The following is a 26,720-nucleotide window of genomic DNA, read 5'->3' as shown; positions in this document are numbered from 1 at the left end:
AAATGACCATCCGCCGCCTGCCGCCCGAGACCGTCAACCGCATCGCCGCCGGCGAGGTGGTGGAACGGCCTGCCAGCGCGGTCAAGGAACTGGTGGAGAACGCCCTGGACGCCGGCGCCACCAGCGTCGAGGTGCAGGCCGACGGCGGCGGCCTGACGCGCATCCTGGTGGCCGACGACGGCAACGGGCTGGCGGCCGACCAGCTGCCGTTGGCCGTCGAGCGCCACGCCACCTCCAAGCTCTGCCCTGACGACGCCGGGGACTATGACCTCCTGCACATCCACACCCTGGGCTTCCGGGGCGAGGCCCTCCCCTCCATCGGCTCGGTGGCGCGGCTGTCGATTTCGTCTCGGGCGCGCGGAGTCACCGAAGCGCATTCCATCCTCGTCGAGGGCGGCGCCATGGGGGCGGTGTCTCCCTCCGGCTTCCCCGGCCCGCACGGCGCGCGGGTCGAGGTTCGCGACCTGTTCTACGCCACGCCGGCGCGGCTGAAGTTCATGAAGTCCGAACGCGCGGAAGCCATGGCCATCGCCGAGGAGATCAAGCGCCAGGCCATGGCCCATGAGGCGGTCAGCTTCGCCCTCGATCTGGACGGCCGCCGCACCCTGCGCCTGCCCGCCGAGAGCCGCGGGCCTGACGGCCGCCTCGCCCGCCTGGCCTCGATCATGGGCCGTGAGTTCCAGGACAATGCGCTCGCCATCGACCAGGAGCGGGACAATATCCGGCTGTCGGGGTTCGCCGGCCTGCCCACCTACAATCGCGGCAACTCCGCCCACCAATACCTGTTCGTCAACGGCCGGCCCGTCCGCGACCGGCTGCTGCAGGGCGCCCTGCGCGGCGCCTATGCCGACTTCCTGGCCCGCGACCGTCATCCGCTGGTGGCGCTGTATCTGGAGCTCGACCCCAGCCAGGTGGACGTCAATGTCCACCCCGCCAAGGCCGAGGTGCGGTTCCGCGATCCGGCCATGGTGCGCGGCCTGATCGTCTCGGGCCTCCGCCACGTCCTGGCCGGCGCCGGACACCGCGCCTCGACCTCGGTGGCCAGCGAGGCGCTGAGCGGCTTCCGCCCCGGCTACGTCCCGCAACCCTCGGCCCAGGGCTTCTCGGCCTGGCAGATGGGCGGCTGGGCCCAGGCTGCGGCCCAGGCGATCCCGGGCCTGACGGAGGTCTCGGCCCGGTCGGAGGTCCAGTATGAGCCCAGCAGCTATTCCCCCGGCCCCGGCCTGCACGAGGCGCCAGCGGCCTCCGTGGTGTTCGATCCGGTGGACTTCCCGCTGGGGGCGGCCCGGGCCCAGGTGCACGAGACCTATATCGTCGCCCAGACCCGCGACGGGGTGGTCATTGTCGACCAGCACGCCGCCCACGAACGGCTGGTCTATGAGCGGATGAAGGTAGAGATGGCCGGCGGCGGGGTTTCCCGCCAGGCCCTGCTGCTGCCCGAGGTGGTGGAGCTCGATCCCGCAGAGGCTGAGCGCGTGGTGGCCAAGGCTGATGAGCTGATGGCGCTGGGCCTCGCCGTGGAGGCCTTCGGTCCCGGCGCGGTGCTGGTCCGCGAGACCCCGGCCCTGCTGGGGGAGACCGATGTGGCCGGGCTGGTGCGCGACATCGCCGACGACCTCTCCGAGAACGGCCAGGCCCTGGCGCTCAAGGAACGGCTGGAGGAGGTCTGCTCCACCATGGCCTGCCATGGCTCGGTGCGGGCCGGCCGCCGGCTCTCGGCCCCGGAGATGAACGCCCTGCTCCGCCAGATGGAGGCCACGCCCCATTCGGGCCAGTGCAACCACGGGCGGCCCACCTATGTGGAACTGAAGCTGGCCGACATCGAGCGGCTGTTCGGGCGGCGGTAGGTCACACCACCGCTTATCCCTGTGGAGGCCGGGATGCGCGGGCGGTTACTCCGCCGCCAGTTTCTCGATGCGCTTGGCGGCGTTGTCGAGGGCGAGGGTGGCGCGGACTTCGATGCGGGCCTGGTCGGACTGCATGCGAGCCAGATCGGCCTGGACGGTGGCGAGGCGGGCCTTGGCGTCGGCCAGTTCGTCAGCCAGCAGCAGGGCGCCCATCAGGAACAGGCGGGTGTCCCCCAGCTGGCCCATGTCCTGGGACACCTGGCGGACCTGGCGGTCGAAGATGCGGGCAAGCTCGATCAGGTGCTGTTCCTGGCCGTCCTCGCAGCCGACCGTATAGGGGCGACCGTTCACCTCGATGATCATCTGGGCCATGGCCTAGACCTCTTCGCTCTGGTCGGCGGGGACGGGTTCGTCGTGGTCGGCCAGGGCCGCCTGGATCTCGGCGATGGCGCGACCGAGCGCCGCAGAGGCCTCGGCCCCGGCGTCCTCCAGGGCGCGCTCGCGGGCGCGGGCCTTGTCCAGTTCATCGGCAAGCTTGGCCCGGTCCTGGTCGAACAGGCCGCCGGGCTCCTCGCCGGCCTGCGGCGCGCGCGCAGCCATGCGCTGTTCCAGCTGGGCGACCGCGCGATCCAGCCGCTTGGCGGCCTGGTCGAGGGCGCTATCGCCCGCAGACTCCCGGTTCATTCGACGCTCCGAAGGTGTGACTGTTAATCTATAGACCGGGGTAGGCTCACGCCGGAACCCGTCACGTTCCTTGACCCGATGTTGCGTGCGTGCGACCCCGCCCGCAATTCCCGTTCAGACTCACCGGAAGCTCCATGCCCGCACCGCTCCAGACCATGGCCGACGCGATCCGCGTCCTTTCCATGGACGCCGTCGAACAGGCCTCCAACGGTCACCCCGGCATGCCGATGGGCATGGCCGACGTGGCGACGGTGCTCTGGACCAAGTTCCTGAAGTACGACGCCACCAAGCCCGACTGGGCCGACCGCGACCGTTTCGTGCTGTCGGGTGGGCACGGTTCGATGCTGCTCTACAGCCTGCTGCACCTGTCGGGCTTCAAGGCGGTCAGCATGGATGAGCTGCGCACCCTGCGCCAATGGGGCTCCAAGACGCCGGGCCACCCGGAAGTCGGCCACACCGAGGGCGTCGAGACCACCACCGGGCCGCTGGGCCAGGGCCTGGCCACCGCCGTGGGCATGGCCATCGCCGAGCGCCGCATGGCGGCCCGCTTCGGCGCGGACCTGGTGGATCACCGCACCTGGGTCGAATGCGGCGACGGCGACCTGATGGAGGGCGTCAGCCATGAGGCCATCGGCATCGCCGGCCGGCTGAAGCTGTCGAAGCTGACCGTGCTGTGGGACAACAACTCCATCACCATCGACGGCGATGTTTCCCTGTCTGACTCCACCGACCAGGTGGCCCGCTTCAAGGCCGCCGGCTGGGCGGTGAAGGCCATCGACGGCCACGACATGGGCCAGATCCGCCGGGCCATGGCCTGGGCGATCAAGCAGGACAGGCCGACCCTGATCGCCTGCGCCACCAAGATCGGCAGGGGCGCGGGGACGCTGGAGGGCAGTCACGCCACCCACGGCAATGCGCTGGGCAAGGCCGAGGTGGCCGCCACCCGCGAGAAGCTAGGCTGGGCGCACGAACCCTTCGTGGTGCCGGAAGACGTCTACAAGCCCTGGCGCGCCGCCGGCCGCCGTGGCGGCAAGCAGCGCCGCAAGTGGGAGCAGGCGCTGGCGGCCTCCAACTATCGCGACGACTTCACCCGCGCAGTGAAGGGCGACCTGCCGGCCGACGCCTTCGAGAAGATCGACGCCCTGATCGCCGAGGCCATCGAGACCAAGCCCGGCGCGGCCACCCGCCAGCACTCGGGCGCGGCGCTCACCGCCCTCTTCCCCAACATCCCGGAGATGGTGGGTGGCTCGGCCGACCTCACCGGCTCCAACAACACCCTGGTGAAGGGCACGCTCGCCTTCGACGCCCCCGACTACGAGGGCCGCTACATCAATTTCGGCATTCGCGAGTTCGGCATGGCGGCGGCCATGAACGGCATGGCCCTGCACGGCGGGGTCATCCCCTATGCCGGCACCTTCATGGTGTTCTCCGATTACAGCCGTCCGGCGATCCGCCTGGGCGCGATCATGGGCGCCCGCGTGATCCACGTCATGACCCACGACTCGATCGGGGTCGGTGAGGACGGTCCCACCCACCAGCCGATCGAGCACCTGGCCGCCCTGCGCGCCATGCCGGGCCTCAACGTGTTCCGTCCCGCCGACCTGGTGGAGACCGCCGAGTGCTGGAAACTCGCCGTCGCCCGCAAGGACGGCCCGTCGCTGATGGCCCTGTCGCGGCAGAAGACGCCGGCGGCGCGCACCGTCGCATCATCCGAGAACCTGTCGGCCAAGGGCGCCTATGAGCTGGCGGCCGCCGACGGCGCGGCCAAGGTGACCATCTTCTCGTCGGGCACCGAGGTCGGCGTCGCCATGGCCGCCCGTGAGCTCCTTCAAGCTGAGGGGATTGCAACCCGGGTTGTCTCCACCCCCTGCTGGGAGCTGTTCGCCGCTCAGCCCGCCGCCTATCGCGAGAGCGTGCTGGCGAAGGACACCGTCCGCGTCGCCGTCGAGGCCGCCGCCAGCTTCGGCTGGGAGCGCTTCATCGGCGAGGACGGGGTGTTCGTGGGCATGCAGGGCTTCGGCGCCAGCGCCCCGGCCGACCGCCTCTACAAGGAATTCGGCATCACCGCCGAGGCCGTCGCGGCGGCGGCGAAGAGCAAGCTTTAAGCCGTGTCATCCCGGTTTCCGCGCCAGCGGAAGACCGGGACCCATACTCACCGATCTATCCGGCACGCCCCGCGCGTCTGGGTCCCGGACAAGCCCTGCGGGCTTTCCGGGATGACACAGGTGGGGAGCGGCGCTTGTTCGTGTCGTTCGTGAGGTTCGTGGTTTAGTTTCTTCCGTTCAACAGGAGCCCCTCCCATGCGCCTTGGCACGCCGCTCTCGCCCTCCGCCGTCAAGGTGATGCTGCTCGGCTGCGGGGAGCTGGGCAAGGAGGTGGCGATCGAGCTGCAGCGGCTGGGCTGCGAGGTGATCGGGGTGGATCGCTACGCCGACGCCCCGGCCATGCAGGTCGCGCACCGCAGCCACGTTATCGCCATGACCGATGCGGCCGCCCTGCGCGCGCTCGTCGAGTTGGAGCGTCCGCACCTGATCGTGCCGGAGATCGAGGCCATCGCCACCGACGAGCTGGTGCGGATCGAGGCTGAGGGCCTGGCCACCGTCATTCCCACCGCGCGGGCCGCCCAGCTGACCATGAACCGCGAGGGCATCCGCCGGCTGGCCGCCGAGGAGCTTGGCCTGCCCACCAGCGCCTACGCCTTCGCCTCGACGGAGGCCGAGCTGGCGGCCGGCGCCGAGGGGGTGACTGGCTTCCCCTGCTTCGTGAAGCCGGTGATGAGTTCGTCGGGCAAGGGCCAGTCCTATGTCGAGCGCGCCGACCAGATTCCCGCCGCGTGGAAATACGCCCTGGAAGGCGGCCGGGTGGAACAGCCCCGGGTGATCGTCGAGGGCCGGGTGGATTTCGACTTCGAGATCACCCAGCTGACCGTGCGCTATCGGGCCCCCGAGGGGACCGTCGAGACCGCCTTTTGCGCCCCCATCGGCCACCGGCAGGTGAAGGGCGACTATGTGGAAAGCTGGCAGCCCCAGGCCATGAGTCCCGCCGCCCTTGAGCGCGCCCGCGACATCGCCGCCACCGTCACCGGCTCGCTGGGCGGGCTGGGCCTGTTCGGGGTCGAGCTGTTCGTTAAGGGCGACGAGGTGTGGTTCTCAGAGGTCAGCCCCCGGCCACACGACACGGGCCTGGTGACGCTCGCGACCCAGGTCCTGAGCGAGTTCGCCCTGCACGCCCGGGCCATTCTGGGCCTGCCCGTCGATGTCACCTTGCGCGAGCCGGGCGCCAGCGCGGTGATCTATGGCGGGGTCGAGGCCAAGGGCGTGGCCTTCGAGGGCGTCGCCCATGCGCTGGAAATCCCCGGCGCGGACCTGCGTCTGTTCGGCAAACCTGAGGCCTTCGAGCGCCGGCGCATGGGGGTGGCCCTGGCGCGGGCCGCCGACACCGACCTGGCGCGCGCCAACGCCAAGCTGGCCGCTGACCGGGTGTCGGTGGTCCTGGGCTGAACCCCGGCCTTAAGTCATATTATTCGGGCGTATAGCTCGGCTTTGCGCCGACGATCCCACAGTGACGTTGCGGAATCGGCCGGTCGACACACTTTGCGTGAAGACTTGATCGGTCCAGGGGTTGACTTAGCGCCCTCCAGACCGAAAAACCGCCCGCAAATCCAAGTAGAAGCACAGCTCTAGAGGAGATCTCCATGACCGTCCGCGTCGCCATCAATGGGTTCGGCCGCATCGGCAGGAACATCCTGCGCTCGATCGTCGAACATGGCCGCACGGACATCGAGGTCGTGGCGATCAATGACCTGGGTCCCGTGGAGACCAACGCCCACCTGCTGCGCTACGACAGCGTGCATGGCCGGTTCCCTGGCGTGGTGACCACCGGTGAGGACTGGATCGATCTGGGCCGCGGCAAGATCAAGGTCACGGCGATCCGTGATCCCAAGGACCTGCCGCACGCCGCGCTGAACGTCGACATCGCGTTCGAGTGCACCGGCATCTTCACGACCAAGGAAAAGGCCCAGGCCCACCTGACCGCCGGCGCCAAGCGCGTGCTGGTCTCGGCGCCCTGCACCGACGCCGACAAGACCATCGTCTATGGCGTGAACCACGACACCCTGACCGCCGCCGACCTGGTGGTCTCCAACGCGTCGTGCACCACCAACTGCCTGGCGCCGGTCGCCCATGTGCTGCAGGAGCTCTGCGGCATCGAGCGTGGCTACATGACCACGATCCACTCCTACACCGGCGACCAGCCGACCCTGGATACGATGCACTCCGACCTGTACCGCGCGCGCGCCGCGGCCATGTCGATGATCCCCACCTCCACCGGCGCCGCCAAGGCGCTGGGCCTGGTGATCCCGGCCCTGAAGGGCAAGCTGGACGGTTCGTCCATCCGCGTGCCGACCCCGAACGTCTCGGTGGTCGATCTGTCCTTCGTGCCCACCCGGACCACCACGGTCGAGGCCATCAACGCCGCTTTCGAAGCCGCCGCCAATGGCGCCCTGAAGGGCGTGCTGGCGGTGACCAAGGATCCGCTGGTCTCCATCGACTTCAACCACGCCCCGGCCTCGTCGACGGTGGCCCTGCCCCAGACCCAGATCGTCGATGGCAGCCTCTGCCGCGTGCTCTCCTGGTACGACAACGAGTGGGGCTTCTCGACCCGCATGAGCGACACCGCGCTCGCCATGGCGAAACTGATCTAGGGGTCAGACCGTGGCATTCCGGACCCTCGACGACGCCGACCTGAAGGGCCGACGCGCCCTGGTCCGTGTCGACTTCAACGTGCCGATGCACGACGGCGCGGTGTCGGACGACACCCGCCTGCGCGCGGCGTTGCCGACCATCGCCAAGCTGCGCGCCGGCGGGGCCAAGGTGATCCTGCTGGCCCACTTTGACCGGCCCAAGGGCAAGGTGGTTCCGGCCATGAGCCTGGAGCCCATCGCCCCGGCCCTGTCCAAGGTGCTGGGGGCGCCCGTCGCCTTCGGCCCCGACTGCGTGGGCCCGGCGGCGGCCTCGGCCATCGCGGCCCTGAAGGACGGCGACGTCCTGCTTCTCGAAAACGTCCGGTTCCATCCGGGCGAGGAGAAGAACGACCTCGAGTTCGCCAAGGCCCTGGCCGCCAACGGCGACCTCTATGTGAACGACGCCTTCTCCGCCGCCCACCGGGCGCACGCCTCCACCGAGGGCCTAGCCCACCTGCTGCCGGCCTATGCGGGCGAGCAGATGCGTCTGGAGCTGACCGCCCTGGACAAGGCCCTGGGCAATCCGGAACGGCCGGTGATGGGCATCGTCGGCGGCTCCAAGGTCTCCAGCAAGCTCGACCTGCTGAGCAACCTGGTGACCCGTCTGGACAAGCTGGCCATCGGCGGCGGCATGGCCAACACCTTCCTCTACGCCCAGGGCCACGACGTCGGCGCCTCCTACTGCGAGAAGGACCTGGCCGAGACCGCGCGCGACATCATCCGCCTGGCCGGACAGAACAACTGCAAACTCTTCCTGCCGCTGGATATCGTGGTGGCCGAGACCATGTCTCCGGGGGCCGCGGCCCGCGTGCGGGGCCTGGGCGAGGTGGACGAACACGAGCGCATCCTGGACGCCGGCCCTGAAACCGTTGAGCGGCTGTGCCGGGCCATGGAGAACTCCAAGACCCTGATCTGGAACGGGCCCCTGGGGGTGTTCGAGATGCCGCCCTTCGACAAGGGCACCATGGCGGCGGCCCGATATGCCGCCAAGCTGGCCAAGGCCGGCAATCTGGTGGCCGTGGCCGGCGGCGGTGATACTGTGGCGGCTCTGAATGCAGCTGGCTGCGCGGATGACTTTACTTTTGTCTCCACCGCGGGCGGCGCGTTTCTTGAATGGATGGAAGGCAAGGAACTGCCCGGCGTGGCGGCTCTAGCCAACTAAACTAACGATTTTGATGGAGCACGGGGACACATGGCCCGGGTCACACTGAGACAACTTCTGGATCACGCCGCCGAGCAAGGCTACGGCGTGCCGGCGTTCAACATCAACAACATGGAACAGGCGCTGGCGATCATGGAGGCCGCTGAGGCCACCGACTCGCCGGTGATCATGCAGGCCTCGCGCGGCGCCCGGTCCTATGCCAACGACATCGTGCTCAAGCACCTGATCGACGCCATGGCCGAGATGTACCCGCACATCCCGATCTGCATGCACCAGGACCATGGGAACAACGAGGCCACCTGCGCCACGGCGATCCAGTACGGCTTCACCTCGGTGATGATGGACGGCTCGCTGATGGCCGACGGCAAGTCGCCGGCCGACTACGACTACAACGTCAAGGTCACCCGCAATGTGGTGGACATGGCCCACTGGGTCGGCGCCTCGGTGGAGGGCGAGCTTGGCGTGCTGGGCAGCCTTGAGACCGGCATGGGCGAGAAGGAAGACGGCCACGGCTTCGAGGGCAAGCTTGGCCACGACCAGCTGCTGACCGATCCCGACCAGGCCGTCGCCTTCGTGAAGGCCACCGAGGTCGATGCGCTGGCCATCGCCATGGGCACCAGCCACGGCGCCTACAAGTTCACCCGCAAGCCGGACGGCGACGTCCTGGCCATGGGGGTGATCGAGGAAATCCACCGCCGCCTGCCCAACACCCACCTGGTGATGCACGGCTCCTCGTCGGTGCCGCAGGACCTGCAGGACCTCATCAACCAGTACGGCGGCGAGATGCCCCAGACCTGGGGCGTGCCGGTCGAAGAGATCCAGCGCGGCATCAAGCATGGCGTGCGCAAGATCAACATCGACACCGACAACCGGATGGCCATCACCGCGGCGATCCGCAAGGTGTTCGTCGAGAAGCCCGGTGAGTTCGACCCGCGCAGCTACCTGAAGCCCGCCAAGGAAGCCATGCGCAAGGTCTGCATCCAGCGCTTCGAGGAGTTCGGCACGGCCGGCCACGCCTCCAGCATCAAGGCGATCCCGCTCTCGGACATGGCCAAGCGCTACGCCTCGGGCGACCTGGCGCCGAAGATCGGCGTCACCCGCCAGGCGGCGGAATAGTTCGGACTTCAGTCGTCACGACGACAAAGGCCGCCGCTCGCAAGGGCGGCGGCCTTTTTGTTTTCACTCGTCGATATTGGCGCCCCGCATCTCCGTCACGAAGAACACGCCCACCACGACCGTGACCGCGGCGATGACAATGGGATACCAGAGGCCGTAGTAGATGTTGCCCGTGGCGGCGACCATGGCGAAGGCGGTGGTGGGCAGGAAGCCGCCGAACCAGCCGTTGCCGATGTGATAGGGCAGGGACATGGAGGTGTAGCGGATCCGCGCCGGGAACATCTCCACCAGGGCCGCGGCGATGGGCCCGTAGACCATGGTCACGTAGAACATCAGCAGGAACAGCAGCCCCACCACGGCGGGCTTGTGGACCTGGGCTGAGTCGGCTTTGGCGGGGTAGCCGGCCCGGGCGAGCTCGGCGCCCAGCGCCTTGGTCCAGGCGGTCTTGGCCGCGGCGAATTCGGCCTTGGGCAGCGCTGTCCCGTCCATGCCCGCCACCTCGACCGCCCCGATCTTCACGACGGCGAGCGTGCCGGCCGGCGCGGCCTGGTTGGTATAGGAGACGCCGGCGGTCGCCAGGGCGCCCTTGGCCACGTCGCAGGACGAGGTGAAGGCGGTCCTGCCGACCGGGTCGAACTGGAAGGCGCAGTCGGCGGGGTCGGCGATTACGGTCACCGGACTGGTCGCGGTGGCGGCGGCCAGCGCCGGGTTGGCGGCGGCGGTGAGCGCCTTGAAGATCGGGAAATAGGTCAGCACCGCCAGGACGCAGCCCAGCATGATGATCGGCTTGCGGCCGATCTTGTCCGACAGCCAGCCGAACACCACGAAGAACGGCACCCCCAGGATCAGGGCGAAGGCCACCAGGGTGTTGGCCAGCGCCCCATCGACCTTCAGCATCTTCTCCAGGAAGAACAGGGCGTAGAACTGGCCGGTGTACCAGACCACGGCCTGGCCGGCGGTCAGCCCCGCCAGCGCCAGGAAGACCAGCTTCAGGTTCTTCCGCTCGCCGAAGGCCTCGGTGAGCGGCTTCTTCGAGGTGGTCCCCTCGTCGATCATCTTCTGGAAGACCGGGCTCTCGTTGAGTTTCAGGCGGATCCACAGTGAGACCGCCAGCAGCAGGGCCGAGACCAGGAAGGGGATACGCCAGGCCCAGGCCTTGAAGACCTCCTCCCCCAAGAGGGTGCGGACCATCAGGATGACGATCAGGCTGAGGAACAGGCCCAGCGTCGCGGTGGTCTGGATCCAGCTGGTGTAGAGGCCGCGCTTCCCCGGGGGAGCATGCTCGGCGACATAGGTGGCGGCTCCGCCGTACTCACCGCCCAGGGCCAGGCCCTGGATCAGGCGCATGACGATCAGGGCCACCGGGGCGGCCAGGCCGATCTGGTCGTAGCCAGGCAGCAGGCCGACGGCGAAGGTCGACAGCCCCATCAGCAGCATGGTGACGAGGAAGGTGTTCTTGCGGCCCCACAGATCCCCCAGGCGGCCAAACACCAGAGCGCCGAAGGGCCGAACCGCGAAGCCCGCGGCGAAGGCCAGCAGGGCGAAGATGTAGCCGGTGGTCTCGTTGACGCCCGAGAAGAAGTGCTGGGTGATGAAGCCGGCCAGGGAGCCGTAGAGGTAGAAGTCGTACCACTCGAACACCGTGCCCACCGAGGCCCCGGCGATCACCATGCCGTTGCCGCCCGCGCGCTTTTCCTGAGCCATGCCGCCCTCCCCCGAAGCTTCGAGGCGAGCCTAGCTTCAAATCATCGGGTGTCGACCACCGCGCGCCGGATCGGCCGACTTAGAGCATGTCAGGCGCAAGTGGGAACCGGTTCGCCGCCCGGACATGCTCTAGATTCAAGCAGATAGACCCTTTTCATCCGATCAGGTTGTTTCAACCTGATCCGGAAAGGGTCTAGTGGCCTTCGCCTCCGGAGAGGTCGCCCATGGCGCTCTGCAGGTAGTTCTGCTCGCCCAGCTGGCGCACCAGGCTGAGCTGGGTCTCCAGGAAGTCGATGTGCTCCTCGGTGTCGGTGAGGATTTCGCGCAGGATCTGGCGGGTGACGTAGTCGGCGGACTCCTCGCACAGCTTGATGCCGCGGATCTGGTCGGCGCGGCCGCCCACCTCGACGGCGAGGTCCGACGTCATGCATTCCGGCACGGTCTCGCCGATCCGAAGCTTGTGCAGGTCCTGCAGGTTGGGCAGGCCGTCCAGGAACAGGATGCGCTTGATGAGCTTGTCGGCGTGCTTCATCTCGCCGATCGATTCTTCGTAGGTGATCGCGCCCAGCTTCGCGAGACCCCAGTTCTGGTACATCCGCGCGTGCAGGAAGTACTGGTTCACCGCCGTCAGCTCATTGGTCAGGACCGCGTTGAGCAGTTGGATGATCGCCTTGTCGCCCTGCATGTGAGCCTCCGTCCTTGGCCGTTCAGGCGGGCAACCTCACGCCCCGGGGGGAAGCTGTCAAAGCCTATGTTTGCTAGTGATTCAGCCTCGCAGTCGCAGGGCTGAAGGCGGTCTATTCGGCCGCGTAGCGCAGGGCTTCGCCCTGCTCCTCAACCATCTTCTTCATGTCACAGACGCACCGCGCGCACTGGGGCTTGGACCCGCAGGCGCGGAAGATTTCGGCGGGACGCTGGGCGCCGCCGTCGATCGCGGCGCGGACGTCGCGCTCGCGGATGCCGTTGCAGTTGCAGACGTACAAGGGAATCTTGCCTCCGACCTGAGCGCCCTATGTAGCAAATGAGAACGCCGTTGCAACTCATTTGCAAATGATAGGCCAGAGAGTCGCAGAAGAGTCCCCGCGACCCTTTGTCGCTCAGGTTGCGCTTGGCCTCACACGTTATGTGGGATGAGAGTGCCCCCCCGATCGACCTGGCGTGATCGGAGGTTGAGAAGGTCCGAACACCCATGGACGTCGACGCTCTATTGCTGTCGCGGCTGCAGTTCGCCTTCACGATCGCATTCCACATCATCTTCCCAAGCTTCACCATCGGGCTGGCCAGCTACCTGGCGGTCCTGGAGGGGATGTGGCTGGTCACCCGCAACGAGGTGTTCAAGACCCTCTATCTGTTCTGGCTGAAGATCTTCGCCATCTCCTTCGGCATGGGCGTCGTGACCGGCGTGGTGCTGAGCTACGAGCTCGGCGCCAACTGGAGCGTCTTCTCCGCTGTCGCGGCTCCGGTGATCGGACCGTTGTTCGCCTTCGAGGTGCTGACCGCCTTCTTCCTCGAGGCGAGCTTCCTCGGCATCATGCTGTTCGGCTGGAAGAAGGTCGGTCCCGGCCTGCACTTCACCGCCACGGTGCTGGTGGCCATCGGCACCTTGATTTCCGCCTTCTGGATCATCTCGGCCAACAGCTGGATGCAGCACCCGACCGGGTTCGCCACCCTGCCAAACGGCGACCTGATCGCGGTCGACTGGTTCAAGGTGGTGTTCTCCCCCAGCTTCTCGGCCCGCTTCGCCCACATGACGCTCGCGGCCTACCTCACCACCGCCCTGGTGATCGGCGCGGCCTCGGCCTGGCGGCTGCTGAAGGACGCCGACGAGTCTGAGTCGAGGATGAGCCTGCGGATGGCCATCGGCATGTTCGCCATCGTCGCGCCCCTGCAGCTGCTGGTGGGCGACATCTCCGGCAAGAGCGTGGAGCGGCTGCAGCCGGCCAAGCTGGCGGCCATCGAGGCCTTCTGGGACACCCGCACGGAACAACCTTTCCACATCGCCGCCTGGCCCGACCGGGCCATCGCCGGCAACCGCTGGGAAATCTCCATCCCCAAGCTGGGCAGCCTGCTTACGGGCGGCAGCACCCAGGCGGAGATCACCGGCCTGAAGGCCTTCGAACCCCAAGACCGCCCGCCCGTCGCTGTGGTGTTCTGGGCCTTCCGTCTGATGGTGGGCCTGGGCCTGGCCATGATCGGCCTGGGCGCCTGGGGCGCCTGGCTTTGCTGGAGATCGGCGCCGGAGCGATCCCGGCTCTTTCTGATGGCCGCCGTCGCCATGGGGCCGGCCGGCTTCGTGGCGGTGATCGCCGGCTGGATGGTGGCCGAGGTCGGCCGACAGCCCTGGGTGATCTACGGCGTCCTGCGCACCGCCGACGCCGCCTCGCCCCTGCTGGCGGGCCAGGTGTCGCTCTCCCTGCTGGGCTTCCTTATCGTCTATGCCATCATCTTCAGCGTCGGCGTGCTCTACATCCTGCGCCTGATCGCCGAGGGACCCGTGGCCGGATCACATGAGCCGGTGGACGACGACCGCGCGCCGGGCTCGGCCCTGGCCGCCATGCCGGAGGACCCGGGATGAGCCTCGACCTTCCCCTGATCTGGGCCGGCATCATCGCCACGGCGGTGCTGCTCTATGTGATGCTGGACGGCTTTGATCTCGGCGTCGGCATTCTCTTCCCCTTCGCGAAGGAAGCCGACCGCGACGTGATGATCGACAGCATCGCGCCGGTCTGGGACGGCAACGAGACCTGGCTGGTGCTGGGGGGCGGCGGCCTGTTCGCGGCCTTCCCCAAGGCCTATGCGGTGATCCTTCCCGCCCTCTACGCTCCGATCATGCTGATGCTGCTGGGCCTGGTGATGCGCGGGGTGGCCTTCGAGTTCCGGGCTCGCGGCCGGGTGCGGGGCCGCGCCTTCTGGACCGCGGCCTTCGCCGGCGGCTCGATCACCGCGGCGGTGGCCCAGGGCTTCGTCCTGGGCGGCTTCATCCAGGGCGTGACCCTGAAGAATGGCGCCTTCGCGGGAGGACCTCTGGACTGGCTGACGCCCTACACGGTTCTCGTGGCGGCGGGTCTGGTCGCCGGCTACGCCCTGCTGGGCGCCACCTGGCTGGTGTGGCGCACTGAGACCGAGCTGCATGGCAAGGCGCGCCTCTGGGCCTGGATCGCGGGCCCCCTCGTCGCCGTGCTGCTGGCGGCGGTCAGCCTGGCCACCCTGCTCATCCATCCGAAGATCGCCGTGCGCTGGGGCTTCACCGGCGGGGATTTCGAACCCGGCGCCTTCCTGCCGCTCGCGCCGATCCCGCTGCTGGGCCTTGTGGGCCTGGCGATCATCGCCGTGGGCCTGATGCGACGCTCGCACGGCTGGCCCTTCGCCGGCGCCCTGCTGGTCTTCCTGTCGGGCTACGCAGGCCTCGCCGCCGGCTTCTTCCCCAACATCGTCCCATACGGGATGAGCTTTCGGCAGGCGGCCAACGCCGAGAACGCCCTGGCCTTCATGCTCTGGGTGACCGCCTTCGTCCTGCCGGCGATCCTGGCCTATTCGATCTGGGTCTACTGGATCTTCCGCGGCAAGGTGACCGCCGATGCCGGCTATCATTGAGCCCCCGCCCGAGCCCGGCGCGCGCCTTGCGCCGCTCTGGAAGCGCCTGGCCTGGTTCGTGGGGATCGCGGTGGCCAGCACCACGGTCGTGGCGATCGTCGCCTATGCCATGAGGGCGGTGCTGCCGAGCTATTAGGCTCCGGCGAAGGATAGGCTAAAAGCGGCTCATGACCCCGTCCTGCCGCCTCTACCTGATCACCCCGCCCCGCATCGACGACCTGGCCGCCTTTGGCCGCACGCTCGCGCAAGCCATGGATGCCGGCGACGTCGCCGCCGTGCAGATCCGGCTGAAGGATCAACCGGAAGAGATCATCGCGGCTGCCGTGGACGCGCTCTCCCCCATTATCCAGGCGCGCGGCGCGGCGGTGATCCTCAACGACGATCCGGTGCTGGCGGCGAAGCTGAAGTGCGATGGCGTCCACGTAGGCCAGGACGACATGCCGATGGCCCAGGCCCGCAAGGTCATGGGTCCGGACGCGATGATCGGGGTCACCTGCCACGACAGCCGGCACCTGGCCATGGAGGCCGCAGAAGCCGGCGCGGACTACGTCGCCTTCGGAGCCTTCTTCCCCACCACCACCAAGGACGCGCCGACCCGCGCGGAGCCGGAGATCCTGTCGATCTGGCAGGAGGTGATGGAGACCCCGTGCGTCGCCATCGGGGGCGTCACGGCCGATAACGCCCGCGGCCTGGCCGCCGCCGGTGCCGACTTCCTGGCCGTGTCGGCGGGCGTGTGGCGCCACCCCGAGGGTCCCGCCGCCGCCGTGAAGGCCATCAACGCTCAGATCGCGCTCGGCCTCGCAGAGCGCTCTTGAGCGCTTTCCTTGCCTTGAAGCCCCGCTCCCACTAGGTTCCGCGCCTCAAATTTCGCAAAGAACCCCATGTCCAAAATCAACGCCGTCTCGATCAAGCCGGGAAATATCCTGCAGCATGACGGGGGACTGTGGGTGGCCGTGAAGGTCGTGCACGTGAAGCCCGGCAAGGGCGGCGCCTTCGCCCAGTGCGAGCTGAAGAACATCGAGGACGGCCGCAAGCTGAACGAACGCTTCCGCACCTCCGACACGGTCGAGCAGATCCACCTGGACCAGAAGGAATATTCCTTCCTCTACGAACAGGGCGACATGCTGGTCTTCATGGACCAGGAAAACTACGAGCAGATCGAACTGGCCAAGGACTTCGTCGGCGACGACCAGGTCCGGTTCCTGCAGGACGGCATGGTGGTCAAACTGCAACTGTTCGAGGAACGCCCCATCAGCATCACCCTGCCCGAGCAGGTGGTGCTCATCATCGTCGAGGCCGACGCCGTGGTGAAGAACCAGACGGCGTCGTCCTCCTACAAGCCGGCCAAGGCGGACAACGGCATGCGCATCCTGATCCCGCCCTATATGGAGGCTGGCGAACGCGTCCTGGTCTCCACCGAGACCGGCGAATACCTGCGCAGGGCCGACTGATGTCCACTCAAACCGCCCTCCTGAAGGTCATGTCCGACGCCGCCCGCAAGGCGGCCCGTGGCCTCAACCGCGACTTCGGCGAATTGCTGGAGTTGCAGGTCTCCAAGAAGGGGGCCGCCGACTTCGTGTCCGCCGCCGACCTGAAGGCCGAGCAGACCATCTTCGAGATGCTGCAGAAGGCCCGGCCCGGCTACAGCTTCCTCGGTGAGGAACGCGGCCTGATCGAGGGCACCGACAAGACCCACACCTGGATCGTCGACCCGCTGGACGGAACCACCAACTTCCTGCACGCCATTCCCCATTTCGCCATCAATATCGCCCTGCAGCGCGACGGCGTGGTGGTGGCGGCGGTGACCTACAACCCGATCACCAACGAGCTGTTCTGGGCCGAAAAGGGCAAGGGCTGCTTCGTCAACGACAAGCGCCTGCGCGTCGCCGCCCGCCAGCACCTGAACGAGAGCGTGCTCGCCACCGGCATCCCCTTCCTGGGCCACGGCCAGCACGCCACCTTCCTGAAGGAACTGCACCAGATCAGCCAGCGGGTGGCCGGCGTCCGCCGGTTCGGCGCGGCCTCCCTCGACCTGGCCTTCGTGGCCGCGGGCCGCTTCGACGGCTACTGGGAGCGGGACCTGAAGCCCTGGGACCTGGCCGCGGGCCTGCTGCTGGTGAGCGAAGCCGGCGGCAAGGTGACCACGGCCGATGGCGGTGACGACATGCTGACAGCCGGCAGCATCTGCGCCGCCAACCTGGAACTGCATCCGCTGATCCAGCAGCGGCTCCGCGCGGCGGCTTGACGTAACCGTCACAGGCGCCGGCTAGATCGGAGCCATGACCCTGACCCGCCGGACCTTCGCCGCCGCCGCCGCCCTTTCCGCCACCCCGGCATGGGCAGGGACGCCCACCCGCCCCATCGTCATCGCCCACCGCGGCGCCAGCGGCGAGCGGCCCGAGCATACGCCCGCGGCCTACCGCCTGGCGGTGGATCAGGGGGCCGACTTCATTGAACCCGACCTGGTGCTGACCAAGGATGGCGTGCTGGTGGTCCGCCACGAGAACGAAATCGGCGGCACCACCGACGTGGCCGCCCGGCCTGAGTTCGCCGCCCGCAGGACCCGCAAGGTCATCGACGGCGAGACGCTGGAAGGCTGGTTCGCCGAGGACTTCACGCTCTCCGAACTGAAGACCCTGCGCGCCCGGGAACGACTGCCCGCCCTGCGGCCCGCCAGCGCCGCCTTCGACGGCCGCGAGGCCATCCCAACCTTCCAGGAGGTCCTCGACCTGGCCAAGGCCGAGTCTCAGCGGGTGGGCCGGGTGATCGGCGTCTATCCGGAGATGAAGCACCCGACCTTCCTGGCCAGGGTGGGCCTGCCTATCGAGCAACGGCTGGCCGACGCCCTGAAGGCCAACGGCCTGAATTCCCGCACCGCGCCCGTCTTCGTCCAGTGCTTCGAGACCGCGCCCCTGAAGGCCTTCGCCAAGCTGTCCTCGGCGCGGCGCGTGCGGCTGGTGGGGGACGACGCCAGGGACCTGGTGACGACCTCGGGCCTGAAGGACATCGCCACCTATGCCGACGGCGTGGGTCCCGACTGGTCCCTGGTGATCCCGACGGCGGACGGCGCGCTGGCCCCCGCCACCACCCTGGTGGCCGACGCCCATGCCCTGGGCCTGGCGGTGCATCCCTGGACGGTGCGCGCCGAGAACCGCTTCCTGCCGGAGTCGCTGCGCCTTGGAACCGACATGGCCGCGCACGGGAACGTCAGCGCGGTGTTCGCCGCCCTCTACGCCGCCGGCGTCGACGGCCTGTTCAGCGATTTTCCGGGGCTGGCGGTGAAGGCGCGGGGTTAGGCCGCGGCATCCCCGAACTGCAGGGACGCCAGGCGCGCATAGAGGCCGCTCTTGGCGATCAGCTCGTGGTGGCTGCCCTGTTCGACCACCCGGCCCTTGTCCATGACAATGATGCGGTCGGCCTTCAGCACCGTGGCCAGACGGTGGGCGATGACCAGGGTGGTGTGGCCCACCATGGCCTCTTCCAGGGCCTTCTGGACCAGGCGCTCGTTCTCGGCGTCCAGCGCGCTGGTGGCCTCGTCCAGCAGCAGGATGGGGGTTTCGCGGATCAGGGCCCGCGCGATGGCTAGGCGCTGCCGCTGGCCGCCCGACAGACTGCGGGCGCGCTCCCCCAGCGGGGTGTCGAACCCCTCCGGCAGGGCGTCGAGGAAGCCATCGGCCTGCGCGGCCTGGGCGGCCCGGCGCACGGCGTCGAGATCGGCCTGGGCATTGCCGAAACGGATATTGTCCAGGGCCGAGCCGGAGAACAGCGGCGAGTCCTGGGCCACCAGGGCCATGCGGCCCCGCACCTCGGCGGGATCGGCCTCGCGGACATCGACGCCGTCCACCTTCACCGTACCGAACTGGGGATCATAGAAGCGCAGCAGCAGACGGAAGACCGTGCTCTTGCCGGCCCCGGAGGGACCCACCAGGGCCACCCGCTCGCCCGGCGCCACCCGCAGGTCGAAACCCTGCAGAGCCGGCAGGTCGGCGCGGCCGGGATAGGCGAAGGTGATGTTGGAGAACTCGATCTCGCCGCGCGGCGGGGCGGGCAGATGTTTCGGCACGGCAGGCGCGGCGATGCCGGGCTTGGCGGCCAGCAGGTCGGTGATCCGCTCCATGGCGCCGGCCGCCTTCTGGACGTCGCCCCAGGTCTCGCCCAGCGCGCCCACCGATCCGGCGGCCATCACCGACAGGAAGGCGAACTGGAAGAGCGCGCCCCAGGTCATGTCGCCCCTCAGGCCGGAATGGACCCCGATCCAGAAGATGCCCACCACCCCGCCGAACACCAGGGTGATCACCGCGGCGATCATTCCGGCCCGCGCGGTCATCCGGCGCAGGGAGGTGCGGTAGGAGGCCTCCACGGCCCCGCCGAACAGCTTGGCGCCGGCCGCCTCGCGCCCGAAGGCCTGGACGGTCTCCAGGGCGTCCAGGGTCTCGCCGGCATGGCCGACCGCCTGGGCGAACTGGTCCTGGGTCGAGGCGGTCAGCTTGCGCACCTTGCGGCCGAACAGGAACAGCGGCGCCAGGATCGCCGGGATCAGCATCACCACCATGCCGGTGAGATGCGGGCTGACGATCACCATCAGGATCAGCGCCCCGATCAGCATCAGCAGATTTCGCAGGGCCACCGAGATGGAGGTGCCGATCAGGCTCTCGACGATCTGGATGTCGGTGGTCAGTCGCGACAGCACCTCGCCGGTGCGCATGTGCAGGAAGAAGGCCGGATCCAGGGTCAGGATGTGCGCGTAGGTCGCCTTGCGCAGGTCGGCGACGATCCGCTCCCCCAGCTTGGTGACGAAGAAGTAGCGCAGGGCCGAGGAGACGGCCAGGGCGACAGCCACCACCCCCATCAGCCAGAACCACTGATCCACCGAGGCGCCGGTGGTCCGGGCCTTGGTCAGGTGGTCCACCAGCAGCCGCACGGCGCCCGACAGCGCCAGGGTGGAGGCCGCGGCGGTGACCAGGAAGACGCCGGCCAGGCCGACGTCGCCCAGATGGGCGCGCAGGAAGGGGTTGAGCGCGGCCAGGGGCTTGATGTTGCGACTCTTGGGGCGGCGCTCGGCGGCCTCGGAGATATCCTGGGCGAGAGACGCACCCACGGTCGGTCGGCCGTCGACAGCCGGCCCAGACCCAAAATCGCTCATGAAAACCCGCGCCCTTGCTCTCGCCCCGCCTTTTCCTGTATAGGCGCGGCTCGGTTCGATCCGCCGGTCCCGGCGGAGCGATTACTCTATGGCCGCTCCTTTACGTCGGATGCCCGCGCGATGAAACAAGACACCCACCCCGACTACCACTTCATCAATGTGGTGATGGTCGACGGCACCACCTACCGCACGCGCTCCACCTACGGGAAGGAAGGCGCGACCCTGAACCTGGATATCGATCCGAAGACGCACCCGGCCTGGACCGGCGGCAACCAGCAGCTGCTGGACCGTGGCGGCCGCGTCTCGCGCTTCAACGCCAAGTTCGGCGCCTTCACCCGCAAGTAGGGCGTCCGCGGCCCCCGTGGCCGCACGCACTTCACCAAGAAAAACGCCGCGTGGATCACGCGGCGTTTTTTGCTGTCTGGATGTCGGGCGAGACCGCCGGGGTCTACCCCCCGAAGGCGGTCCGCAGGCGGTCGAACTGGGACTGCACCGGGTTGGGGGTCTCGACGTCGGTGTCTTCGATGTACATGCGCCGGTCCAGGTGGCGGACGCGCTCATAGAGGCGCTCGGAGCGGTCCAGCAGCAGCAGCAGGCCGCTGGGCAGGTCCTCGGCGGTGTCATGGCCGGGACGGCACACATCCTCGGCGCCCAGCCGATAGCGTTCGTCGCAGGCGCCCTCGGGGGGCATGTCGCCCTCCCGCACGGCCCGCTGCACCAGCAGCCAGGAGGCCACCTGCATCAGCCGCGTGGTGAGCCGCATGCTTTCGCCGGCATAGGCGAGCGCCGCGTTGCGGGAGAGCTGCTTGGACTCCTGACGCCCGGAGCCGTCCAGATAGCCGGCCGTCTCCTCGACCAGGTCCATGCCCTCCTGGAACGTGCGGTCGAACAGCTCGGACCGCGCGAAATCCTGGATCACGTCGGCGCGCCAGGCGCCCGCCGGCAGGTTTCCATCGCTCATGACCACAAAGTCCCCGACTGAAAATTCGTCCGCGCACAGATGCGCCGTCTGTCCTAGCCGCTGCAACCGCCGTGCCAAACACCGTCTCTGTGCGACAGATACGCCCCCTTATGCCTAACCAGCCCCTAACCGGCCCCTAATCGGGAGGCGATCCAAAGAGAGCATCAGCGGCTTGGCGGCCCGCCTTCTTCTTCTCGATCTGCGCCTGGCAGCGGGCGATTTCGGCCTGCAGCATCTCGATCCGCTCCTCGAGCTCAGCGACGCCGTAGAGTTCCAGGTCCTCGCGGACCGCTTCCGTCAGCCGTTGGCCGCGACCGATCCGAACCTCTGCGGGTTCCTCCATGGAAGACCTCCCTTTGCCGGTTCCGTTTCTGCGCCTATCTGAACCCCCAACGACACTCGTACGCAAGACCAGGGAGCCAGAGATGAGCCAGCCGGACATGACCGCCATCGCCGTCGAGGGCGGCAAGGGCTCCGCCGCCGACATGAAGGCCGTGCCGCTTCCCCGTCCGCAGGCCGGTCCCGGCCAGATCCTGATCAAGGTGGCCCATGCGGGGGTCAACCGCCCCGACCTGATCCAGCGCATGGGGTTCTATCCCCCGCCCCCCGGCTCGCCCGACACCATGGGCCTGGAGGTTTCCGGCGAGGTGGTCACCGGCGCCGGGCGCTGGAAGGCCGGCGACCAGGTCACCGCCCTGCTGGGCGGCGGCGGCTATGCCGAATATGCCGTGGTGGACGCCCGCCACGCCCTGCCCATCCCCAAGGGCCTGTCGTTGCTGGAGGCCGCGGCCCTGCCGGAGACCGTCTTCACGGTCTTCGCCAACGTCTTCGAGCACGGGAGCCTGAAGGCGGGCGAGACCTTCATGGTGCATGGCGCCACGTCTGGCATCGGCACCACGGCGATCCAGATGGCCAAGGCCGCAGGCGCCAAGGTGATCGCCACGGCGCGCGGCGCCGACAAGGCGGCGGAGGCCAAGGCGCTGGGCGCCGACGTGGCGGTGGACACCACGGCTGAAGACTTCGCCGAGGTCGCCAAGCGCGAGGGCGGCGTCGATGTGATCCTCGACATGGTCGGCGGCGACTATTTCGCCAAGGGCCTGGATGCGCTGAAGACCGGCGGCCGGATCGTCTTCATCGCCAGCCTCGGCGGCGGTGAGGTCGCCCTGCCCATCGGCAAGCTGATGATGAAGCGGGCCCTGGTCACCGGCTCGACCTTGCGGCCGCGCAGCTCGGACGAGAAGGCCCGGCTGGCGGCGGCGGTGGAGGCCACCGTCTGGCCCTGGATCGAGGCCGGCAAGCTGCGCCCCAGGATCGACGCCACCTTCCCGCTCGCCGAGGCCGGCAAGGCCCACGCCCACCTCGAAGGCGGCGCGCACGTGGGCAAGGTGATGCTGACCGCCTAGGCGGCGCGGCGCGCATACAGGAACTCGATCACCGAGGCCCGGCCTGCGATGTAGGTCGGGTTCCCCGCCACGGCGAGCCGGTCGCGGGGACGGGCCAGGTCCACGGCAAGGATCTGGCCGACCCCGGCGCGCGGCCCGTTGGTCATCATGACGATGCGGTCCGAAAGCAGCACCGCCTCGTCGACATCGTGGGTGATCATCAGGACGGTGTTCTTCAGGGCCGTCTGGATCTCCATGACGCTGTCCTGCAGGTGGGCGCGGGTCAGGGCGTCCAGGGCGCCGAAGGGCTCGTCCAGCAGCAGCACCTTGGGCTGCATGGCGAGCGCCCGGGCAATACCGACCCGCTGCTTCATGCCACCCGAGATTTCCGAGGGCCGCTTGTCGCGGGCCTGGGTCATCTTCACCAGATCAAGGTTGTGCAGGGTCCAGTCGCGGCGCTCGGCGGCGGACTTCTTACCGGCGAACACCTTGTCCACCGCCAGGCGGACGTTTTCCTGCACCGACAGCCAGGGCAGCAGGGAGTGGTTCTGGAACACCACCGCCCGCTCGGGCCCCGGCGCCTCCACGGCCTCGCGGTCAAGGATCACCGCCCCGGTGGTCACCGGGATCAGGCCGGCCACCACATTGAGCAGGGTGGATTTCCCGCAGCCGGAGTGGCCGATGATGGAGACAAACTCCCCCTGGTCGACCTGCAGGTTGATGTCGTGCAGCACCTCCGAACGGCTCGCGCCCTTCTGGAAGGTGACGCCGACGGCCTCGATGGAAAGATAGGCCTTGGCCATGATGAAACTCCCTAGCTCAGCGCGTTGCCGCGCGAGACGATGCGGCCGGCGAAGGCCACGATGCGGTCGAGGAAGAAGCCGGTGAGACCGACCCAGGCCAGGGCCACGACGATGTCGGAGATCCGCGAGGCGTTGTACTGGTCCCAGATGAAGAACCCGACGCCGACGCCCCCCAGCAGCATCTCCGAGGCGACGATGGCCAGCCAGCTCATGCCCACCCCGATGCGCAGGCCGGTGAAGATGTAGGGCGTGGTGGCCGGCAGCAGGATCTTGAAGAAGTACTCCACCGGCGACAGCCGCAGCACGCGGGCCACGTTGACGTAGTCGTCGGGAATATTCCGCACACCGACGGCGGTGTTGATGATGATCGGCCAGATCGAGGTCACGAAGATCACGAACAGGGCCGAGGGGTTGGCCTCATGGAAGGCGGCCAGCGAGATCGGCAGCCAGGCCAGGGGCGGCACGGTCCGCAGCACCTGGAAGATCGGATCCAGGCCCCGGTGCGCCCAGCGGTTGGCGCCGATCAGCACCCCCAGCAGCACCCCGCAGACCGCCGAGATGGCGAACCCCAGGGCCACCCGCTTCAGACTTGTGGCGATGTGCCAGAACAGGCCCTTGTCCACCCCGCCCCGGTCGAAGAAGGGGTCGACGATCAGCTCGCGGGATTCCGCCCAGATGCGCGTAGGCGAGGGCAGGCCCTCATAGGAATCGCCGCACAGCAGCTGCCAGACCGTCATCAGGACCAGCAGGGTGAACGCCGGCGGCAGGACGGCCGCGGCGGTGGCCGAGGCGTGGCGGATGAGGCCCGCAAAGGGCCGGGGCGGCGGATCGCGCAGATCCATCGCGATCGGCTCACTGGCGCTGAACTCAGGCTTGGGAAAGCTCATCACAGCGCCCCTAGACCAGCTTCTTGATCGGCTGACTGGCCAGGTAGGCGGCCGGATTGGCGGGATCGAAGACCTTGCCGTCGAAGAACCGCTCGACGCCGCGGCTGTCGGACGCCGGCGCCGTCTGGCCGATGGAGGCCGCCGCCGCGCGCCAGATATCCGCGCGGTTGACCTTGTTCACCAACGCCTTGGTGTTGGTGGCCTTGGGCAGGATGCCCCACCGCACGTTCTCGGTGGCGAACCACAGGTCGTGGGACTTGAAGGGGAAGCTGGCGTTGTCGGCCCAGAACTTCATGGTGTGAGGCGACTTGGCGACCTTGCGGCCATCTCCGTAGTCGATGGTCCCCTGCAGGCGGGGCAGGATGTCGCCGATCGGCACGTTGATATACTGGCGACCCGAGACGATGGAGCACATGGCCGGCCGGTTGCTCATCTTGTCGCACCAGAGCTGGGCCTCCAGCACCGCGGCCGTCAGGGCCTTGGCGGCGCGCGGGTAGCGGTCCACCCAGTCGGCGCGCATGCCCAGGGCCTTCTCCGGGTGGTTCATCCAGATCTCGCTGGTGGTGGCGGCCGTATAGCCGATCCTCTGGTTCACGGTCTGGCCGTTCCAAGGCTCGCCGACGCAGAAGGCATCCTGGGTCCCGGCCTTCAGGTTGGCCACCATCTGGGGCGGCGGGATAACGATGGTGGAGACGTCGGTCTCGGGATTGATGCCGGCCGCCGCCAGCCAGTAGCGGATCCACAGGTCGTGGGTCCCGCCCCGGAAGGTCATGGCGATCTTGGCGGGGTTCTTGGCGGCCTTGAGCTGGGCGAACTTGGCCTTGGCGCCGCTGGCGTCCACCCCGACCTTGACGGCCTTGAGGTCGTTGCCCACCGAGATAGCCTGACCGTTCGTATTGAGCCGGGCCAGGATGTACATCGGCAGCGGTCGGCCCCCGGTCTGGACCCCCAGGGTGAACTGCAGGGGCATGGGCGACAGGATGTGCGCCCCGTCGATGCCGCCGCCGCCCGAGCCCAGCACCAGGTTGTCGCGGGTGGCCGCCCAGGAGGCCTGTTTCACCACCTCCACGTCGGGCAGGCCGTGCTTGGCGAACAGGCCGCGCTCCTTGGCGATGATCAGGGGCGAGGCGTCGGTGAGCGCAATGAAGCCCATCCGCGCCTTGGCCACCTCGGGCCCCGCCCCGGCGGCGAACGCTCCGGAGGGGAAGGCGGCCTTGGCGGCGGCCAGGGTGGCGGCCGCGGCCATGATGGCGTTGCGGCGGGTCAGGCCAGTGTCGGTCTTGTCGGTCATGATCAGGGTCCGCCTACAGCTTGTATTCGAGGGTGAGCCAGGCCTTGGAGCGCGAGGCCGGGGGCGCGAGCGTTCCGGCGGGCACGGTGGCCTCGCGCCGGAAGTCGGCATATTTCAGCGCGATCGACAGCTTGGGGGTGATGGCCGCGGTGAGCTGCGCGTTCCATTCCGATCCCAGGTCAGCGCCGGTCCGCTGGTCGTCGAAGTCGTGGTAGCGGACGATCAGGTCGGTGTTGAAAAGATAGGTCCGCTTGAAGCGCGGCTTGACGTTGAAGCTGATGTTCTTGTCCTCGATCCCGTCGGCGAAGCTCTTGTTGCCGCCGGCTGAGACGAAGGCGTCCGACCAGCCCTGGAAGGCGTGAACGGTGGCCAGCGGCGTGGTGAAGCCCCGCGTCCCGTTCCCCTCGAGGGACTCGTAGGCGAGCTTGACGGTGTAGATGTCGAAGGTCCCGGCGAGGTCGGCGCCGACATAGGCCAGGTCGAAGGCGGGGGTATTGCCGCGATACTCGCTCTGCACCGCATAGGTGGCGTTGTAGGCCACCTGGTAGAGGCCCAGCCAGGTCTTGCCCGAGGCCTTCGCCCCCTTGGTGATCGACGAGTTGATCGCCGAGTTGCCGAAATCGAGCGCGTAGACGAAGCCCTGCAGACGCAGGGCCTCGGCCGGGGACCAGGTGACGTTCAGCAGGTGGCTGTCGCTGTCCCAGTCCCTCATCTCGCCGAGGATGCGGTTGATGTGGGTGACGTAGGCGTAGGTCCCCTTCACCCGGCCGAGCGCGAAGTCGGCGCGGACGCTGTCGAAGGTCTGCTCGTCCTGGCGCCAGCCGACATTGCCGACGAAGCGCTGGTCATCCAGCAGGATGCGCTGGCGGCCGGCGGTGACCTGCAGGGCGGCGCTCGGCGTCCAGGTGAGCTGAGCACGGTTCAGTTCGGTGACGTCGGGATCGTTGACGATCGGATAGCGGGCCTTGTCGGCGCCGTTCAGCGGCGGCGTCGCGACGCCCGGCACATTGACGGCGAAGTGCTCGGGGCCGATCTGGCGCACATCCTCGAACTCGATCAGGCCCTTGAAGCCCTTGAAGTCGGCGGTCTCCCAGCCGAGGCGAGTCCGGACGGTGAAGGCCTGGCCCTGGTCGCGTAAGCTCGCGGTCTTGGTCTGGTCGACCCCTTCATAGCGGGCGCGCACCTCCAGCAGCAGGCGACCCGCGGCGATCTGGTCGCTGAGAGTCGGCGGGGCGGGCGGCGGGAGCGGCGGTTCGGCGGCGGCCTCCATCTCGGGCTCAGGCTCGGGCGCCGCCGCCAAATCGACCGCCTGAGCCTGGGCCAACCCGGCCCAGAGCAGTGCTGCCACGCCCGTTCCCAGGGCGAGCCGTGTCTTGGTTCTCTTCATGCCTGCATCCCCCGCGGC

27 protein-coding genes are annotated in these 26,720 nt (G+C 68.4%); 15 read left to right on the top strand and 12 right to left on the bottom strand.

Annotated elements, in window-relative coordinates; genetic code table 11:
- The first annotated feature begins 2 nt into the window (after positions 1-2).
- The gene (gene mutL / locus Q7J39_RS16270; RefSeq protein ID WP_304827449.1) at positions 3-1,847 is read left to right on the top strand and encodes a DNA mismatch repair endonuclease MutL; all 1,845 of its coding nucleotides are present in this window, start codon (positions 3-5) and stop codon (positions 1,845-1,847) included.
- Between the two features lie 45 nt (positions 1,848-1,892).
- On the opposite strand, the gene Q7J39_RS16265 is transcribed toward mutL, so the two are convergent.
- Complete coding sequence (locus tag Q7J39_RS16265; protein WP_304827446.1) at positions 1,893-2,219, bottom strand: cell division protein ZapA; 327 nt, start codon at positions 2,217-2,219, stop codon at positions 1,893-1,895.
- A 3-nt stretch (positions 2,220-2,222) separates the two neighbouring features.
- Positions 2,223-2,531 (bottom strand): DUF4164 family protein, encoded by a 309-nt coding sequence (locus tag Q7J39_RS16260; RefSeq protein ID WP_304827443.1) that lies wholly within the window; start codon positions 2,529-2,531, stop codon positions 2,223-2,225.
- 134 nt (positions 2,532-2,665) lie between these two features.
- On the opposite strand from Q7J39_RS16260, the gene tkt reads away from it, so the two are divergent.
- The 5 genes from tkt to fba all read left to right on the top strand — a co-directional run bounded on the left by tkt (position 2,666) and on the right by fba (position 9,550).
- The gene (tkt, locus tag Q7J39_RS16255; protein WP_304827440.1) at positions 2,666-4,636 is read left to right on the top strand and encodes a transketolase; all 1,971 of its coding nucleotides are present in this window, start codon (positions 2,666-2,668) and stop codon (positions 4,634-4,636) included.
- Positions 4,637-4,831: 195 nt separating this feature from the next.
- Positions 4,832-6,031, top strand: coding sequence for a formate-dependent phosphoribosylglycinamide formyltransferase (gene purT / locus Q7J39_RS16250; RefSeq protein ID WP_304827436.1), 1,200 nt, complete (start codon positions 4,832-4,834; stop codon positions 6,029-6,031).
- A gap of 194 nt (positions 6,032-6,225) precedes the next feature.
- Positions 6,226-7,233, top strand: coding sequence for a type I glyceraldehyde-3-phosphate dehydrogenase (gene gap / locus Q7J39_RS16245; protein ID WP_304827433.1), 1,008 nt, complete (start codon positions 6,226-6,228; stop codon positions 7,231-7,233).
- 10 nt (positions 7,234-7,243) lie between these two features.
- Complete coding sequence (gene pgk / locus Q7J39_RS16240; RefSeq protein ID WP_304827430.1) at positions 7,244-8,434, top strand: phosphoglycerate kinase; 1,191 nt, start codon at positions 7,244-7,246, stop codon at positions 8,432-8,434.
- A 30-nt stretch (positions 8,435-8,464) separates the two neighbouring features.
- Positions 8,465-9,550 carry a class II fructose-bisphosphate aldolase gene (gene fba, locus Q7J39_RS16235; protein ID WP_304827425.1) on the top strand — a complete coding sequence of 362 codons (1,086 nt, stop codon included), beginning with the start codon at positions 8,465-8,467 and terminating at the stop codon, positions 9,548-9,550.
- A gap of 63 nt (positions 9,551-9,613) precedes the next feature.
- Here fba and Q7J39_RS16230 read toward each other — a convergent pair whose 3' ends face one another.
- The 3 genes from Q7J39_RS16230 to Q7J39_RS16220 form a co-directional block, all read right to left on the bottom strand.
- Complete coding sequence (locus Q7J39_RS16230) at positions 9,614-11,254, bottom strand: MFS transporter (protein ID WP_304827422.1); 1,641 nt, start codon at positions 11,252-11,254, stop codon at positions 9,614-9,616.
- A gap of 193 nt (positions 11,255-11,447) precedes the next feature.
- Positions 11,448-11,939, bottom strand: coding sequence for a bacterioferritin (gene bfr / locus Q7J39_RS16225; RefSeq protein ID WP_304827419.1), 492 nt, complete (start codon positions 11,937-11,939; stop codon positions 11,448-11,450).
- A 112-nt stretch (positions 11,940-12,051) separates the two neighbouring features.
- On the bottom strand, positions 12,052-12,237 hold the full coding sequence (locus Q7J39_RS16220) for a bacterioferritin-associated ferredoxin (protein ID WP_215343062.1): 186 nt from the start codon (positions 12,235-12,237) through the stop codon (positions 12,052-12,054).
- A gap of 206 nt (positions 12,238-12,443) precedes the next feature.
- On the opposite strand from Q7J39_RS16220, the gene Q7J39_RS16215 reads away from it, so the two are divergent.
- The 7 genes from Q7J39_RS16215 to Q7J39_RS16185 all read left to right on the top strand — a co-directional run bounded on the left by Q7J39_RS16215 (position 12,444) and on the right by Q7J39_RS16185 (position 18,144).
- Complete coding sequence (locus Q7J39_RS16215; RefSeq protein ID WP_304827415.1) at positions 12,444-13,829, top strand: cytochrome ubiquinol oxidase subunit I; 1,386 nt, start codon at positions 12,444-12,446, stop codon at positions 13,827-13,829.
- Complete coding sequence (gene cydB, locus Q7J39_RS16210) at positions 13,826-14,848, top strand: cytochrome d ubiquinol oxidase subunit II (RefSeq protein WP_304827412.1); 1,023 nt, start codon at positions 13,826-13,828, stop codon at positions 14,846-14,848. The genes Q7J39_RS16215 and cydB overlap by 4 nt, the downstream gene beginning before the upstream one ends.
- Positions 14,832-14,984 (top strand): DUF2474 domain-containing protein, encoded by a 153-nt coding sequence (locus Q7J39_RS16205; RefSeq protein WP_304827409.1) that lies wholly within the window; start codon positions 14,832-14,834, stop codon positions 14,982-14,984. Before cydB ends, Q7J39_RS16205 begins: the two co-directional genes overlap by 17 nt.
- Positions 14,985-15,015: 31 nt before the next feature.
- A complete protein-coding gene (gene thiE, locus Q7J39_RS16200) occupies positions 15,016-15,663 on the top strand; it encodes a thiamine phosphate synthase (protein ID WP_304827406.1) in 648 nt (215 codons plus the stop codon).
- A gap of 66 nt (positions 15,664-15,729) precedes the next feature.
- On the top strand, positions 15,730-16,299 hold the full coding sequence (efp, locus tag Q7J39_RS16195) for an elongation factor P (RefSeq protein ID WP_304827403.1): 570 nt from the start codon (positions 15,730-15,732) through the stop codon (positions 16,297-16,299).
- On the top strand, positions 16,299-17,093 hold the full coding sequence (locus Q7J39_RS16190; protein ID WP_304827401.1) for an inositol monophosphatase family protein: 795 nt from the start codon (positions 16,299-16,301) through the stop codon (positions 17,091-17,093). Before efp ends, Q7J39_RS16190 begins: the two co-directional genes overlap by 1 nt.
- 34 nt (positions 17,094-17,127) lie before the next feature.
- Positions 17,128-18,144 carry a glycerophosphodiester phosphodiesterase gene (locus Q7J39_RS16185; protein ID WP_370690087.1) on the top strand — a complete coding sequence of 339 codons (1,017 nt, stop codon included), beginning with the start codon at positions 17,128-17,130 and terminating at the stop codon, positions 18,142-18,144.
- Here Q7J39_RS16185 and Q7J39_RS16180 read toward each other — a convergent pair.
- On the bottom strand, positions 18,141-19,991 hold the full coding sequence (locus Q7J39_RS16180; protein WP_304827398.1) for an ABC transporter transmembrane domain-containing protein: 1,851 nt from the start codon (positions 19,989-19,991) through the stop codon (positions 18,141-18,143). The two genes, Q7J39_RS16185 and Q7J39_RS16180, sit on opposite strands and share 4 nt — an antisense overlap.
- A 120-nt stretch (positions 19,992-20,111) precedes the next feature.
- Between Q7J39_RS16180 and rpmE the strand changes: the two genes are divergently transcribed.
- The gene (gene rpmE / locus Q7J39_RS16175; protein WP_293495507.1) at positions 20,112-20,336 is read left to right on the top strand and encodes a 50S ribosomal protein L31; all 225 of its coding nucleotides are present in this window, start codon (positions 20,112-20,114) and stop codon (positions 20,334-20,336) included.
- A 103-nt stretch (positions 20,337-20,439) separates the two neighbouring features.
- Here the strand turns inward: rpmE and Q7J39_RS16170 are convergent, their stop codons facing one another.
- Positions 20,440-20,952, bottom strand: a complete 513-nt coding sequence (locus tag Q7J39_RS16170) for a DUF1465 family protein (protein ID WP_304827395.1) — start codon at positions 20,950-20,952, stop codon at positions 20,440-20,442.
- Positions 20,953-21,088: 136 nt separating this feature from the next.
- Positions 21,089-21,295 carry a DUF1192 domain-containing protein gene (locus Q7J39_RS16165; RefSeq protein ID WP_215343051.1) on the bottom strand — a complete coding sequence of 69 codons (207 nt, stop codon included), beginning with the start codon at positions 21,293-21,295 and terminating at the stop codon, positions 21,089-21,091.
- Between the two features lie 82 nt (positions 21,296-21,377).
- On the opposite strand from Q7J39_RS16165, the gene Q7J39_RS16160 reads away from it, so the two are divergent.
- On the top strand, positions 21,378-22,355 hold the full coding sequence (locus Q7J39_RS16160; RefSeq protein WP_304827392.1) for an NAD(P)H-quinone oxidoreductase: 978 nt from the start codon (positions 21,378-21,380) through the stop codon (positions 22,353-22,355).
- On the opposite strand, the gene Q7J39_RS16155 is transcribed toward Q7J39_RS16160, so the two are convergent.
- Genes Q7J39_RS16155 through Q7J39_RS16140 form a run of 4 tightly spaced genes read right to left on the bottom strand, consistent with a single transcriptional unit; the run spans position 22,352 to position 26,702 of the window.
- Entirely contained in the window at positions 22,352-23,137 is a 786-nt protein-coding gene (locus Q7J39_RS16155; protein WP_304827389.1) for an ABC transporter ATP-binding protein, read from the bottom strand. The two genes, Q7J39_RS16160 and Q7J39_RS16155, sit on opposite strands and share 4 nt — an antisense overlap.
- A gap of 11 nt (positions 23,138-23,148) precedes the next feature.
- Complete coding sequence (ntrB, locus tag Q7J39_RS16150) at positions 23,149-23,979, bottom strand: nitrate ABC transporter permease (RefSeq protein WP_370690091.1); 831 nt, start codon at positions 23,977-23,979, stop codon at positions 23,149-23,151.
- Between the two features lie 55 nt (positions 23,980-24,034).
- Positions 24,035-25,321, bottom strand: a complete 1,287-nt coding sequence (locus Q7J39_RS16145) for a CmpA/NrtA family ABC transporter substrate-binding protein (RefSeq protein WP_304827635.1) — start codon at positions 25,319-25,321, stop codon at positions 24,035-24,037.
- A gap of 7 nt (positions 25,322-25,328) precedes the next feature.
- Positions 25,329-26,702, bottom strand: coding sequence for an alginate export family protein (locus Q7J39_RS16140; RefSeq protein ID WP_304827383.1), 1,374 nt, complete (start codon positions 26,700-26,702; stop codon positions 25,329-25,331).
- Positions 26,703-26,720: the final 18 nt, after the last annotated feature.

The sequence above is a fragment of the Phenylobacterium sp. genome (assembly GCF_030651185.1).
Classification (GTDB): Bacteria; Pseudomonadota; Alphaproteobacteria; order Caulobacterales; family Caulobacteraceae; genus Phenylobacterium.
This window is presented reverse-complemented; position numbering and strand designations above follow the sequence as displayed.